The organism is Micromonospora sicca (genome assembly GCF_003172935.1).
Classification (GTDB): Bacteria; Actinomycetota; Actinomycetes; order Mycobacteriales; family Micromonosporaceae; genus Micromonospora; species Micromonospora sicca.
This window is the reverse complement of sequence record NZ_QGKS01000051.1, coordinates 1-12,211: the sequence shown is the minus strand read 5'-3', so window position 1 is coordinate 12,211 and position 12,211 is coordinate 1. Positions and strand designations below refer to the sequence as shown.

Annotated in this window: 14 protein-coding genes; 5 read left to right on the top strand and 9 right to left on the bottom strand. The window is 72.7% G+C overall.

Annotated elements, in window-relative coordinates:
- Positions 1 to 108: 108 nt before the first annotated feature.
- The gene (locus tag DKT69_RS00695) at positions 109 to 681 is read right to left on the bottom strand and encodes a PH domain-containing protein (protein WP_109799673.1); all 573 of its coding nucleotides are present in this window, start codon (positions 679 to 681) and stop codon (positions 109 to 111) included.
- An 83-nt stretch (positions 682 to 764) separates the two neighbouring features.
- The gene (locus tag DKT69_RS00690; RefSeq protein ID WP_109799672.1) at positions 765 to 1,640 is read right to left on the bottom strand and encodes a biotin--[acetyl-CoA-carboxylase] ligase; all 876 of its coding nucleotides are present in this window, start codon (positions 1,638 to 1,640) and stop codon (positions 765 to 767) included.
- A 108-nt stretch (positions 1,641 to 1,748) separates the two neighbouring features.
- On the opposite strand from DKT69_RS00690, the gene DKT69_RS00685 reads away from it, so the two are divergent.
- On the top strand, positions 1,749 to 3,332 hold the full coding sequence (locus DKT69_RS00685) for an acyl-CoA carboxylase subunit beta (protein WP_109799671.1): 1,584 nt from the start codon (positions 1,749 to 1,751) through the stop codon (positions 3,330 to 3,332).
- Positions 3,333 to 3,378: 46 nt separating this feature from the next.
- Here DKT69_RS00685 and DKT69_RS00680 read toward each other — a convergent pair whose 3' ends face one another.
- From DKT69_RS00680 to DKT69_RS00660, 5 genes are all read right to left on the bottom strand, one after another.
- Positions 3,379 to 4,269 (bottom strand): hypothetical protein, encoded by an 891-nt coding sequence (locus DKT69_RS00680; RefSeq protein WP_109799670.1) that lies wholly within the window; start codon positions 4,267 to 4,269, stop codon positions 3,379 to 3,381.
- Entirely contained in the window at positions 4,262 to 4,765 is a 504-nt protein-coding gene (locus DKT69_RS00675) for a SigE family RNA polymerase sigma factor (RefSeq protein ID WP_109799669.1), read from the bottom strand. Before DKT69_RS00675 ends, DKT69_RS00680 begins: the two co-directional genes overlap by 8 nt.
- Positions 4,766 to 4,918: 153 nt before the next feature.
- On the bottom strand, positions 4,919 to 5,902 hold the full coding sequence (locus DKT69_RS00670) for a ketopantoate reductase family protein (protein ID WP_109799668.1): 984 nt from the start codon (positions 5,900 to 5,902) through the stop codon (positions 4,919 to 4,921).
- Between the two features lie 208 nt (positions 5,903 to 6,110).
- Entirely contained in the window at positions 6,111 to 6,533 is a 423-nt protein-coding gene (locus tag DKT69_RS00665) for a class I SAM-dependent methyltransferase (protein WP_109799667.1), read from the bottom strand.
- Positions 6,534 to 6,638: 105 nt separating this feature from the next.
- Complete coding sequence (locus DKT69_RS00660) at positions 6,639 to 7,382, bottom strand: M50 family metallopeptidase (RefSeq protein ID WP_109799666.1); 744 nt, start codon at positions 7,380 to 7,382, stop codon at positions 6,639 to 6,641.
- Between the two features lie 100 nt (positions 7,383 to 7,482).
- Between DKT69_RS00660 and DKT69_RS00655 the strand changes: the two genes are divergently transcribed.
- The gene (locus DKT69_RS00655) at positions 7,483 to 8,034 is read left to right on the top strand and encodes a Uma2 family endonuclease (protein ID WP_109799665.1); all 552 of its coding nucleotides are present in this window, start codon (positions 7,483 to 7,485) and stop codon (positions 8,032 to 8,034) included.
- Between the two features lie 124 nt (positions 8,035 to 8,158).
- Complete coding sequence (locus DKT69_RS00650) at positions 8,159 to 8,911, top strand: GH25 family lysozyme (protein WP_109799664.1); 753 nt, start codon at positions 8,159 to 8,161, stop codon at positions 8,909 to 8,911.
- 88 nt (positions 8,912 to 8,999) lie between these two features.
- Here DKT69_RS00650 and DKT69_RS00645 read toward each other — a convergent pair whose 3' ends face one another.
- Both DKT69_RS00645 and DKT69_RS00640 read right to left on the bottom strand, forming a co-directional pair.
- Complete coding sequence (locus DKT69_RS00645; RefSeq protein WP_109799663.1) at positions 9,000 to 9,230, bottom strand: hypothetical protein; 231 nt, start codon at positions 9,228 to 9,230, stop codon at positions 9,000 to 9,002.
- Positions 9,231 to 9,318: 88 nt separating this feature from the next.
- Complete coding sequence (locus DKT69_RS00640) at positions 9,319 to 11,391, bottom strand: serine/threonine-protein kinase (RefSeq protein WP_109799662.1); 2,073 nt, start codon at positions 11,389 to 11,391, stop codon at positions 9,319 to 9,321.
- Between the two features lie 91 nt (positions 11,392 to 11,482).
- On the opposite strand from DKT69_RS00640, the gene DKT69_RS00635 reads away from it, so the two are divergent.
- Together DKT69_RS00635 and DKT69_RS00630 are read left to right on the top strand one after the other, a co-directional pair.
- Positions 11,483 to 11,695, top strand: coding sequence for an acyl-CoA carboxylase subunit epsilon (locus tag DKT69_RS00635; protein WP_109799661.1), 213 nt, complete (start codon positions 11,483 to 11,485; stop codon positions 11,693 to 11,695).
- Positions 11,696 to 11,811: 116 nt separating this feature from the next.
- The coding region (locus tag DKT69_RS00630; protein WP_109799660.1) for a hypothetical protein at positions 11,812 to 12,211 on the top strand (400 nt) is incomplete at its 3' end.

The following is a 12,211-nucleotide window of genomic DNA, read 5'->3' as shown; positions in this document are numbered from 1 at the left end:
CTCCCCCCGCCGCTGACCACCCGGCCCAGCCCGGCCGCGGCCCCAGCCGAAGTTGGTCAAGAGGTTCGCGTCGGCCGCGACGCAAACCTCTTGATCAACAAAAAGGGGTCAGACGCTGGGGTCGCGGAGGGGTTTGCCGTCGCGCATGTCGGCGAGGATCTCGCGCATCTCGCCGTCGCCCAGGGAGTGCTTGTCGTGGTGGGCCTCGACCAGCTCGTAGAGCTTGGTCTGCACCCGGTCGACGTGCGGCACGTCGTTGAGCACCGACTGGCCGCGTTCGCCGGCCGACTCGATGGTCAGGGTGCCGCAGCCGAGCAGCCGCTCCAGGAACCGCTGGTGCATCGAGTGGTCGTTGATCCGGGTCAACGGGAGGTCCCGCCGGTTCCGGGAGAACACCCCCTCCTGGAGCAGCACCCGCTCGTCGGTGAAGAGGTAGTGCGTGGTCCGCCAGACCAGGAACGGCCAGAGACCCAGCCAGCACACCAGCGCCAGGCCGAGCGCGGCGATCGCGTAGAGCGCGATCGTGCCGCCGTCGCCGTCGGGCAGCAGGAGCCAACCCGCCACCACCGCCGCGACGGCGAGCACCAGCACCAGGATCGGCCGCAACAGCGCCTTCCAGTGCGGGTGCAGGTGGAGCACGACGTGCTCATCCTCGGTGAGCACGTCTTCGGGGAACGCCACGGAAACCTCCTCGCAGAACAGGACGGGCTGACCGTAACCGGTCGACGCTCGCCCAGGGATCAGCCGCGCGGCGCTAAAGCGGGTCAGCGCACGTGCAGTACCTCGCCGGCGGCGAGCCGCAGCTGCCCCGCGGGCCCCTCGACCAGCAGCTGGCCGTCCGGATCCACGCCGGTCGCGGTGCCGTTCACCTCGCGGCCGTCCGGCAGCAGCACCCGAACCTGGCGGCCGATCGTGGCGCAGCCGGCCAGGTACGCGTCGCGCAGCCCGCTGGCCACCGCGTCGCCGCCGGCGTCGCGCCAGCGGTCGTACCAGTCGGCGAGCGAGCGGAGCAGGGCGCGCAGCAGCGGATCGCGGTCGGTCGCCGCCGCCCCGGCGAGCTGCAGCGAGGTGGCCGGCAGCCCGGTGGGGTTGTCGGGCAGCTCGTCGGCGCGGAGCGTGACGTTGAGGCCGATGCCGACCACGATGGCCGGTGGCTGGGTCGGGACGGCGCCGGGGACCGCCTCGGCGAGCACCCCGGCGCACTTCGCGCCGTCGATCAGCAGGTCGTTGGGCCACTTCAGGGCGGCCTCCAGCTCGGCCAGCCGGGCCACCGCCTCGACCAGCGCGACCCCGGCGAGCAGCGGCAGCCAGCCGTACCCGGCGGGTGGGACGGGCGACCAGCCGCGCTCCGGGACGGCCTCGCCGGGCCGGAGCAGGACGCTGGTCGCGATGCCAGCCCGGGGCGGCGACTGCCAGACCCGGCCGCGCCGGCCCCGGCCGGCGGTCTGCCGCTCGGCGACCACCACCAGGCCCTCCGGCTCGCCGGCCCGCGCGGCGGAGACCACGTCGGCGTTGGTGGAGCCGGTCTCCGCGCGCAACTCCAGGCGGCGCCACGGGCCGTGCGGCGCGATCAGCGCGCGCCGCAGCCGGGCCGCCGACAGCGGGGGGCGGTCCAGATCGGTGTACGGCGAGCCGGCCATCCCGCCAGCCTACGGCCCCGCCCTCCCGGCGTCGGCCGGATACCGCCGGGAGCCCGGTGAGGCGCACTGCACAGCGGCGGCCGCCTGAACCATCGTTATATTCCCTGGGTGACTACCGAGACCGGGATCAACATCCACAGCACTGAGGGCAAGCTGGCGGACCTGGACCGTCGGGTCGACGAGGCGGTGCACGCCGGGTCGGCGCGCGCGGTCGAGAAGCAGCACGCGAGGGGCAAGAAGACCGCGCGGGAGCGCATCGAGATGCTGCTCGACGAGGGCTCCTTCGTCGAGCTGGACGAGCTGGCCCGGCACCGGTCGACGGCCTTCGGGCTGGAGAAGAACCGCCCGTACGGTGACGGCGTGGTCACCGGCTACGGCACCGTGGACGGCCGGCAGGTCTGCGTCTTCGCGCAGGACTTCACGGTCTTCGGCGGCTCGCTGGGCGAGGTCTTCGGCGAGAAGATCGTCAAGGTGATGGACCTGGCCATGAAGATCGGCTGCCCGGTCGTCGGCATCAACGACTCCGGCGGCGCGCGCATCCAGGAGGGGGTCGCCTCGCTCGGCCTCTACGGGGAGATCTTCTTCCGCAACGTCCGGGCCAGCGGCGTCATCCCGCAGATCTCGCTGATCATGGGCCCGTGCGCGGGCGGCGCGGTCTACTCCCCGGCGGTCACCGACTTCACCGTGATGGTCGACCAGACCTCGCACATGTTCATCACCGGCCCCGACGTGATCAAGACGGTCACCGGCGAGGACGTCGGGATGGAGGAGCTGGGCGGCGCCCGCACCCACAACTCGCGCAGCGGCAACGCGCACTACCTCGGCGCCGACGAGGAGGACGCGATCGAGTACGTCAAGGCGCTGCTGTCCTACCTGCCGTCGAACAACCTCGACGAGCCGGTGGTGTTCGAGTCCCCCGCCGACCTCGACATCACCGACGAGGACCGGGAACTGGACACGCTGATCCCGGACTCGGCCAACCAGCCGTACGACATCCACCGAGTCATCGAGCACGTCCTCGACGACGGGGAGTTCCTGGAGGTCCAGCCGCTCTACGCGCAGAACCTGGTGGTCGGCTTCGGCCGGGTCGAGGGACGCCCGGTCGGCGTGGTCGCCAACCAGCCGATGCACTTCGCCGGCACCCTGGACATCGCCGCCTCGGAGAAGGCGGCCCGGTTCGTGCGCACCTGCGACGCGTTCAACATCCCGGTGCTGACCTTCGTGGACGTCCCCGGCTTCCTCCCCGGCACCGGCCAGGAGTGGGACGGCATCATCCGCCGCGGCGCGAAGCTCATCTACGCGTACGCCGAGGCGACCGTCCCGAAGATCACCGTGATCACCCGCAAGGCGTACGGCGGGGCGTACGACGTGATGGGCTCGAAGCACCTCGGCGCGGACCTGAACTTCGCCTGGCCGACCGCGCAGATCGCGGTGATGGGCGCGCAGGGCGCGGTGAACATCCTCTACCGCTCGGAGCTGGCGAACGCCGACGACCCGGCCGCCGTCCGGGCCGAGAAGATCGCCGAGTACGAGGACACCCTGGCCAACCCGTACATCGCCGCCGAGCGTGGGTACGTCGACTCGGTGATCCCGCCGCACGAGACGCGTACCCAGATCGTCCGGGCGCTGCGGGTGCTGCGCACCAAGCGCGAGACCCTGCCCCCGAAAAAGCACGGAAACATCCCGCTGTAGCGGTTGCACCGAGGCCCCCGCCGTGGTCGGCGGGGGCCTCGTCGCGTCAGCAGCCAGGGTTGGCCGCGGAGCACATCCGGCGGGCCGCGGCGCGCGCCACGTCGCGCAGCTGCGCGTCGGTCACGTCGCTGCCCGGCACGAACGGCAGCATGGGATCGGCCGGTACCAGTACGGTGACCAGGTCACCGACCCGGACGACCAGCGTGATCTGGGGCAGGGGCGTGAAGCCGACGGGCTTGCCCGTCACCGCGTCCAGTGGAACCGAGATGGTGTGCCGCAGCAGGACCGCCTGGTCGCCGGCGAAGTCGCGCTCGGTCACCGTCCACTGGTGCACCACCGTGGCGCTGACCGTCTTCCCCTCCCCCTGGATCGGAAGCCTCTGCCGCCACGCCGTGCAGGCGGCCACCAGCCGGTCGAGGTCGGTGAAGACCTGGCCCGCCGCCTCAGTGGTCAGCCGGTAGACGTCCTGGCTGATCACTGGGGCCCGGGACACGAGGGTTCCGGCCTCGAAGGTGCCCAGCAGGGTCTGCGAGCGGGAGTAGCGCGAGATGGCCTGGTCCGCCGGCAGCCCCTGGTCCAGGGCACACGATCGGAGAATGTCGTCGACCCGGACCCGCTCATCGAGCCCCGAGTCGCCGAGGCCCTCGTCGCTCTTCACCGGCAGGTCGGACGGTGCCAGCAGCGCCTCCGTGGAAATCTCGGCCCTCCCACCGACGGCCGGATCCCCGGACGTGGGGGCGGTGGGTGGCTCCGGGGCACCGGGACGGGGCGCCAGGACGGCGGTGGCCGAGGTGACCGCCAGCACGACCGCAGCCACCACCCCCGCAGTACGACGCGTGCGGCGCCGGGCCCGGACGCGGATCTCGGTCGGCTCCGGCCAGGAGACGTCCCGCAGGTCCCGGTGCAACCGCTCGACAAACGTCACGTCGTCACGCATCTGCGGCCTCCTCCTCCAGATCCACGACCGCGAGCAGTCCGGCGAGTGCGGCACGCCCCCGGGAGAGTCGGGCCTTGACTGTGCCCACCGGGGCCTCGGTCTCCCGCGCCACCTCGGCGACCGGCATACCGAGCAGGTAGTGCAGCGCGATGGCGGTGCGCTGGGCCTCGGGCAGCCGGCGCAGCGCGGCCACCACCTCCACCGTCTCGGTGCTCGGCGCCGGGACGCTCTCCTCGACCCCGTGCCGCAGGTACGCCCGGGCCCGGCTGCGCAGGCTGCGCCACCGGCTCACCGCGATGCGGCTGGCCACCACCCGCACCCACGCCTCCGGGTCGTCGTACCCGCTCACCGTCGACCAGCGCTGCCAGGCGCGGATGTACGCCTCCTGGACGGCGTCCTGCGCCTCGGCGAGATTCCCGGTGAGCACGTAGACGAACCCGAGCAGCCGTTGTCGACTGCCGCGATAGAACTCGTCGAACCCGTCGATGTCCGGCAATCTGCCACCTCCCCGTGGTCGCAGGAGACACGCCTGGCGTCGCACGGGTGGTTGCCCCGCCGGCCGGTCTTTCTTTGCCCGGCCCCCCGGGAAGCTGTCCCGCTGTGACATGGAGCGCTTCCCCCGAGGCCGCGCGGTGAGCACGGCGGAACCTCAGCCGATCAGCCGCTCCAGCTCGGCGAGCGGGAAGCCGCCCGCCGGGATCCGCTCGCGCAGCGCCTGCCGCACCGCGAGCTGGACCGCCGCGTTCGCCGGCGTCGCCACGCCGTGCAGCCGGCCGAGGAGCACGATCTCGCCGTTGAGGTGGTCGGCCTCGGCCGAACCCGTGCCCCGCGCCAGGCTCTGCCAGGTCGAGCCGCCGGACCGTTCCTCGCCGTCGACCGGACGGTGCCGGACCTGGTCGCCGCGCTCGGCCGCCTCCTCCTCGGGCGAGGTGTGCGCGATCCCGGCCGCGGCGAACGCCGCGACCCCCTCGGCCCGGACCCGCTCGGCGAGCGGTTCCGGGATGTCCCGCCCGAGCAGCGCCTGGAGGCCGTTGCCGAGGTTGCTCAGCAGCTTGCCGTACTTCCAGCGCATCACGTCGTCGCGGACCGGGGCGACGAACCCGGCGGCCGTCAGGTCGGCGGCGATCGCCCGGCTGGTGTCGTCCGACCCGGACGGGTAGCGGCCCAGGTGCAGCATCCCCGGGTGCGGGTGGCCGTTGGCGACGACCACGCCGGGCTCCAGGTGGGTGGCGGGCAGCCAGACGCAGACCGGGTGCACCCGGGCGAAGAGCCGCAGCGCGGCTCGCTCGTTGGCCACCCCGTTCTGGGCGACGAGCAGCGGCAACCGCTCTCCCGCCGTACCGCCACCGTCGACCGGCGCATCCACCCAGGCGGCCAGCGCCGCCTCGGTGTCCTGCGACTTCACCGTCAGCACCAGCACGGTGTCGGCCGGCAGCGGCTCGGCGGACGGCCCGTCGGTGGCCGGCCCGCGCCAGGTCACCGTCCCGTCCGGGGAGCGCAGGATCAGCCCCCGGTCCCGGATCGCGTCCAGGTGCGCGCCGCGGGCCACCAACGCCACGTCGCGGCCGGCCTCCCCCAGCCGTACGCCGATGGTGCCGCCGACCGCGCCCGCCCCGATGATCACGTATCGCATCTGTCCGATTCTGCCCGTCGTCGGGTCAGCCCGCCGCGGCGAGGTGGCAGATCCACCGCTGGCCGATGTGCGAGACGTCCCGTGCCGCGCGCAGCGGGGTGAACCCCGCACCGCTCAGCAGATCCTCGATCTCCTCCATCCGGTACCAGGCGAAGAAGCGGTCTGCAGTCTCCCCGGGCCACCGCTCCCAGCTCTCCCCCTCGCCCTCCTAGACGCTGAGCAGCAGCGGCCCGCCGGGCCGCAGCACCCGCCGGATGCCGCCCAACGTGGCCGGGGCGGCGGCCTTGGGGAGGTGCAGCAGCGAAGCCGAGCACCAGACCCCGCCGAACGCGCCGGCCCGGAACGGCAGCCGCAGCAGGTCGGCCTGCACCAGCGGGGCCCGCACCCGCGCCCGGGCCGCCCGCAGCATGGCGGCCGACAGGTCCAGGCCGACGGTCGTCGCGCCCCGGGCGGCCCAGAAGCCGAGGTCCCGGCCCGGCCCGCAGCCAAGGTCGAGCAGCGGCCCGTCGGCCCGCCGCTGGAACTCGTCGGCCAGCGTCAGGTACGGGACGGGCACGTCGGGATTACGGGCGGCGAAGTCCTCGGCGATCCGGTCGTACGCGGCCCGATTCCGGGTGGTCACCTCATCCATGCCCGGGCAGCCTAACCACGCGCCCGGCCCGCCGCGGTCCCTCCACGGCCGGCTTGAGTCCCCCCGGCGACTCGCCCGGGTCCTCCGCCGGCTCGCCCGGTTCGTTCAGAGGGTGAGGCCGGCGTCGGTCAGGATCGGGCCCGCGAGCAGCAGCGCGCCGACGCCGAGGGCGGCCAGGCTGACCAGCGCGAAGACGGTCACCCAGAACAGTGCCGGGAACGGCGTCAGCCGGGCGAGCTGGTCGGCGTCGGACTCCGGCATCCGGCCCCGGCTGCGCAGCCGTTGCAGCTCCACCACCGGCCGTACGCCGCCGAGGAGCAGGAACCAGACGGAGGTCCAGGCGAAGGCGGCCTGCACCTGCGCGGAGGCGTACCAGGAGACGGCGAGCACCGCCCCGCCGGTGACCAGCAGCGAGAGCACGCCGAAGACGTTGCGGATCAGCACCAGCATGGCCAGCAGCAGCGCCACGGCGACCCAGAGCAGCAGGGTGATCCGGTTGCCGGCGAGCAGCCAGGCGCCGGCGAGGCCGACCAGCGACGGGGCGACGTACCCGGCGAGCAGGGTGAGGATCATCCCCGGGCCGGTGGGCCGGCCGGCGGAGAGGGTGAGCCCGGAGGTGTCCGAGTGCAACCGGATGCCGCGCAACTTCCGGCCGGTCAGCAGGGCCACCAGCGCGTGCCCGCCCTCGTGCGCGATGGTGACGGCGTTGCGGGCGATCCGCCAGGGCAGGCGGGTGGCGACGACCACCAGCGCGACAATGGCGGTGAGCAGGACGAGCAGCGGCGGCGGGTCGGGCTGCGCGCCGAGCAGCTTGTCCCAGAGGGTGGTCAGGCCGTCGATCAGGGGCATGGGCGGGGAGCCTACCGGTCCTTCCCGTGTCAGGTCAGTGCCCGCCGCCTTCGTCGTGGGAGACTGACCAGGTGATGCCGGCAGCGGGAGGTGAAAGCCGATGAGTGCGGAACCACTGGAGTCGCACGTCGGCCTTTGGACCGAGGCCGACTACTTCGGCCTGGGCGAGACGCGGGCTCGCATCGAGCTGCTCGACGGGAGTTTGATAGTGAGCCCTGCTCCGAGCAAGCGGCATCAGTTGGTGTCCTGGAACCTGGTGGACAGCCTGCGGCCGGCCGCCCGCCCGCGCGGTTTCCTGGTTTTCGAGGCGGTCAACGTCCGGCTCGGGGTCGACCGGATCGCCATCCCCGACGTGGTGGTAGCGGAGACCGACGATGAGGGCAGCATCATCGAAGCGGGTGAGGTCAGGCTGATCTGCGAGATCGTCTCGCCGGGCAACGCCGCGGCCGACCGGCTCGTCAAGATGCAGCTCTACGCCATCGCCCGCATCCCGTGGTATCTGCTGGTCGAGCAGGACGGTGACAGCCACTCGCTGCGGCTGTACCGGCTCGACGGCGCGCACTACGTCGAGGACCGGGTGGCCAAGGCGGGCGAGACACTGACCCTGACCGAGCCCTTCCGCTGGGAGATCGACCCCGCCACCCTCCGCTGACCGTCATTGATCAGCCGCCCGGGCGACGATTGCCATCTATGAAGAATTCTTTAGAGCCTCTTGTGATCTAGGGCAGTTACCTCCAAAGATGGGCGTCAATTGGTTGACGTCCCTGGAGGCAACAATGGCCCGTACCACACTCTCCGTACGCCGGCTCCTCGCCGCCGGCCTCACCGTCGTCGCCACCGCGGCCGCGGCCCTCGTCGCGACCGCCGGACCGGCCGCCGCAGCAACCACTCCCGGCATCGACGTCTCGCACTACCAGGGTTCGATCAACTGGACGAGCGTCCGCAACGCCGGCATCCAGTTCGCCTTCATCAAGGCCACCGAGGGCACCAGCGTGAAGGACTCGGCCTTCAACGCCAACTACGTGAACGCCTACAACGCCGGCGTGATCCGCGGGGCGTACCACTTCGCCCGGCCCAACATCTCGGCCGGCTCGACCCAGGCCAGCTACCTCGCCAGCAACGGCGGCGCCTGGTCCGCTGACAGCCGCACCCTCCCGGCGGCCCTCGACCTGGAGGCCAACCCGTACAGCGGCGGCTACTGCTACGGCAAGACCACCTCCGGGATGCGGACCTGGATCCAGGACTTCCTGAACACCTACAAGTCCCGCACCAGCCGGTACGCGGTCATCTACACCACCACGAGCTGGTGGAACCAGTGCACCGGCAGCTGGACGGCCCCGTGGGCCAACCACCCGCTCTGGATCGCCCGCTGGTCCAGCACCGTCGGCACCCTGCCCGCCGGCGCCCCGTTCTGGAGCTTCTGGCAGTACACCTCCAGCGGCAGCGTCTCCGGGATCAGCGGCGCCGTCGACCGCAACTACTGGAACGGCGACCGGACCCGACTGATCGCCCTGGCCAACAACACCTGATCACTGACGCCAGATCGGCGGCAGCGGGATCGCCTATCACCCTCGGTCGATAGCTGGTCCGGCTGCCGCCACCGTTGTCCTGCGTCGGTCAGGCCCTCCGTCGGGCGCCGACCGGCACGGGAACAATGCCCTCTCCGGCCAGGGCGCTCCGCCGCGTCAGACGCCAGGCGGCCACCCCGGCGACGGTGACGGCCACGACACCGAGCAGCGCGACCAGCGCGGGGACGCCGGCACTCACCAGCAGCAGGACGATGTCCCCGAGCGCGACCAGCATCCACAGTGCCAGCCGGGGCCGGGTGTCCTTGCGTCGGTAACCCATGTCGTACCTCCTTCCGTCGTCGTGAGATCAGTACCCCGTCCGACGGAAGGCCATGCGAGTCTTTCGCAGTGGCGGGAATTCCGCCAGGTCAGTTCACCCGGTCCGGCTTGAAGCCCTTGGCGATCACGTCGAAGTTGGCCAGGTTGGCGTTCCAGTCGTTCGCCGGAACCTCCCAGCGGAGGGCGTAGCCCCGGTTGCTGGCGGTGGCGATGCCGCGGTTGCGGACGTGGATCCGGGTGCCGTCCCGCGTCTGCAGCCAGTCCCAGTCGGCGCATGTCCGGTAGGCGTCGCAGCGGGTGATGCTGAGGTACTGGTAGTTGCTGACGTAGTTCTTGCGCGACGATTCCTGGCTCTTCCAGTCCGCGACAGCATCCGGCTTCGGCGAGTCGGTCCACTGGACATACAGCCTCCGCAGGCTGCCCGGATCGGAGAAGGTGACCGAGTTTCGGCCGGCGGTGCTCCGCCATCCGTCCGGGAGCGGGACCTGGAAGCCGTTCGGGCCCCGGTAGTAACGCCAACCGGCGGGCAGCGTGCCGGCGGCGGCGGAGGGCGAAGCGGACGCCGACGGGCTGGGGGCGGCGCTGGTCGGGGCGGCCGAGGTCGATGCAGCGCTCGGTGCGTCACTCGGCCCGGCCGGCGGCGCCTGCGACGCGGCGGACCGGGCAGCGCCGGCCTGCTGACCCCCGTTGCCGTTGTGGTCCCCGCTGTTCAGCAGCGGTACGGCCACCGCCAGGCCGACCAGCAGGAGCGCGACCAGCACGCCGATCAGCAGGTTGCGCCGCTTGTGGTCCGGCTTCGTGCCGGGAACGACGGTGGCGCGGCCCGTCGACGGCACCGGACTCACCGGCGCCGGCATGACCGAGGTCGGGTTCGCCGGCCCGCGCGGCGTCGGCGCGTCGACCCGGGTGTCGTCGTCGGCCCCCGGGGGAACCGGCGGCTCCACCCGGGTGTCGTCGTCGACCGCCACGGGAACCGGCGCGTCCACCCGGGTGCCGTCGGTGATGGGCGGCGGCCCGTCCACCTGGGTCTCGTCGAGGGCGGGCGCCGGGGCGTCGACCTTCGCGGTCGGCTCGGCGTCCGCAGTGGACACCGGCGGGCCGACCTTGGCGGTCGGGGCGGCGTCCGACCCGGTGGGCGCGGCGGCGTCGGCCGCGAGCGCGGCGGCCCCGGCGGCGGCGGCGGCCGTACCCAGGTCAGGCTTGCCCGGCGCCGGCGTGGCGACCGGCGGGTCGGTGCGGGCGGCCGCCGGGCGCGGCGTGGGCACCAGCGGCGGGCGCGGCTCCCGCGGGCCGTTCGGCCCCGGCCGGCGTACGCCGTCCAGCAGCGAGATGCCCTTCGCGCGCCTGCCGCCGGCCTTGCGGAGCAGGCGCTCGGCCACCTCCGCGGTGATCCGATCGGCCGGGTCCTTGCGGAGCAGTCCCTGCAGGACCGGCTTGAGCGGCCCGGCGTTCTTCGGCGGCGGCAGCGGCTCGGTGGCCAGCGCGGCCAGGGTGGCGATCGCGGACGGCCGGGCGTACGGCGACTTGCCCTCCACGGCCGCGTAGAGGGTCGCGCCGAGCGACCACAGGTCGGCCTCCGGCCCGGCGGTGCCGTCCTTGGCCCGCTCCGGCGCGATGTACGCGGGCGAGCCGAGAACCATGCCGGTGCGGGTCACGTTCGGGTCGCCGGGGATGGTGGCCAGACCGAAATCGGTCAGCACCACCCGGCCGTCGTCGCCGAGCAGCACGTTGCCCGGCTTGACATCCCGGTGCATCACGCCGGCCTTGTGCGCGGCCTTCAAGGCGCCCAGCACCCCGAGGCCGATCTGGATCGCCTTGGCCGACGACACCGGACCGTCCTCGGCGAGAGTGTCCTGCAAGGACTTGGACGGCACATACTCCATGACGATCCACGGGTCGCCGTCGGTGCGCAGCACGTCGAAGATGCGGACCACGTTGATGTTGTTGAGCCGGGCGATGGCCCGCGCCTCCCGCAGCGAGCGTTCCCGCATCTCGCGGCGCTCCTCAGGGGTGAGGCTCGGCGGCGGGACGAGTTCCTTGATGGCAACGTCCCGGTGCAGCACCTCGTCACGCGCCTTCCACACCCGACCCATGCCGCCCTGGCCGAGCGGCGAAATGAGCCGGTACCGGTCGGCGACGAGTTGGGGAAGCGCGTTCGACATCGGTGAGACGGTACCCGGCAGGCGCGACCGTCACACCGGCGGCACGCCACTGTGCGGCGAAGGTCAAGTTCTCGACGCGTACCCTGAGGTCATGTCTGCCGAAGAGCCGCTGTTCCGGATCGTCCGCGGCGTGCCGACCGCCGAGGAACTGGCCGCCCTGGTCGGCGCCATCGCCGTCCGGACCCGCCCGGCCGCCGCCCCCGCGCCGGTCGGCGTGTCGGCATGGGCGCGGAGTGGCCGTCCGGTCGGCGCGGCGCCCGCCGCCGGCCGGGGCGCGTGGCGCGCCTCCGGCCTCCCCCGCTGACCTTTCCCCCGGTACGGCGGGTCCTGAGCTGGAAGAAGTTTGTCGGGACTGCCGAGATCGCGCCGCAGCCATTAACCTCACTCAGGGAAACGGTGCGGTAACAGGCAGGAGGGCCGATGATCCCCGAGGAGGACCGGCCAGCGGGCTGGCTGCGTGACTACGCCGGCATCGAGGCCGACATCCGACAGATGCGGGAGTTCGCCGACCGGCTCCAAGCCGAGGTCGAGCGGAACTACGCCCCCCACCTGTCGTACATCGCGGACGACATGAAGTCCCCGATCCCCAACCCGGCCGACGCGTTCATCGAGCTGGTGCAGTTCCTCCAGGCCCACCACGAAACCCAGCAGGCCACCGCCGAGGTGGTCTGGGGCATGGCCCCCGCGACCGGCCGGCTGGCCCAGGCGGCCGCCACGATCGCCGACGACTACGCCGACTCGGACGCGTTCTCGTCCGCCCGGGTCACCGACGTCGAGCGCGCCCTGGCCGGCCCCTCCGCGACGGCGGCCCGCCCCTGTC

Excerpts from the sequence above, each read along its gene's own strand:
- DKT69_RS00640 (WP_109799662.1), bottom strand. The coding sequence starts at position 11,391 with ATGTCGAACGCGCTTCCCCAACTCGTCGCCGACCGGTACCGGCTCATT.
- DKT69_RS00680 (WP_109799670.1), bottom strand. The coding sequence starts at position 4,269 with ATGCGTGACGACGTGACGTTTGTCGAGCGGTTGCACCGGGACCTGCGG.
- DKT69_RS00645 (WP_109799663.1), bottom strand. The coding sequence starts at position 9,230 with ATGGGTTACCGACGCAAGGACACCCGGCCCCGGCTGGCACTGTGGATG.
- DKT69_RS00665 (WP_109799667.1), bottom strand. The coding sequence starts at position 6,533 with ATGGATGAGGTGACCACCCGGAATCGGGCCGCGTACGACCGGATCGCC.
- DKT69_RS00635 (WP_109799661.1), top strand. The coding sequence starts at position 11,483 with ATGTCTGCCGAAGAGCCGCTGTTCCGGATCGTCCGCGGCGTGCCGACC.
- DKT69_RS00690 (WP_109799672.1), bottom strand. The coding sequence starts at position 1,640 with ATGGCCGGCTCGCCGTACACCGATCTGGACCGCCCCCCGCTGTCGGCG.
- DKT69_RS00660 (WP_109799666.1), bottom strand. The coding sequence starts at position 7,382 with ATGCCCCTGATCGACGGCCTGACCACCCTCTGGGACAAGCTGCTCGGC.
- DKT69_RS00670 (WP_109799668.1), bottom strand. The coding sequence starts at position 5,902 with ATGCGATACGTGATCATCGGGGCGGGCGCGGTCGGCGGCACCATCGGC.
- DKT69_RS00655 (WP_109799665.1), top strand. The coding sequence starts at position 7,483 with ATGAGTGCGGAACCACTGGAGTCGCACGTCGGCCTTTGGACCGAGGCC.
- DKT69_RS00650 (WP_109799664.1), top strand. The coding sequence starts at position 8,159 with ATGGCCCGTACCACACTCTCCGTACGCCGGCTCCTCGCCGCCGGCCTC.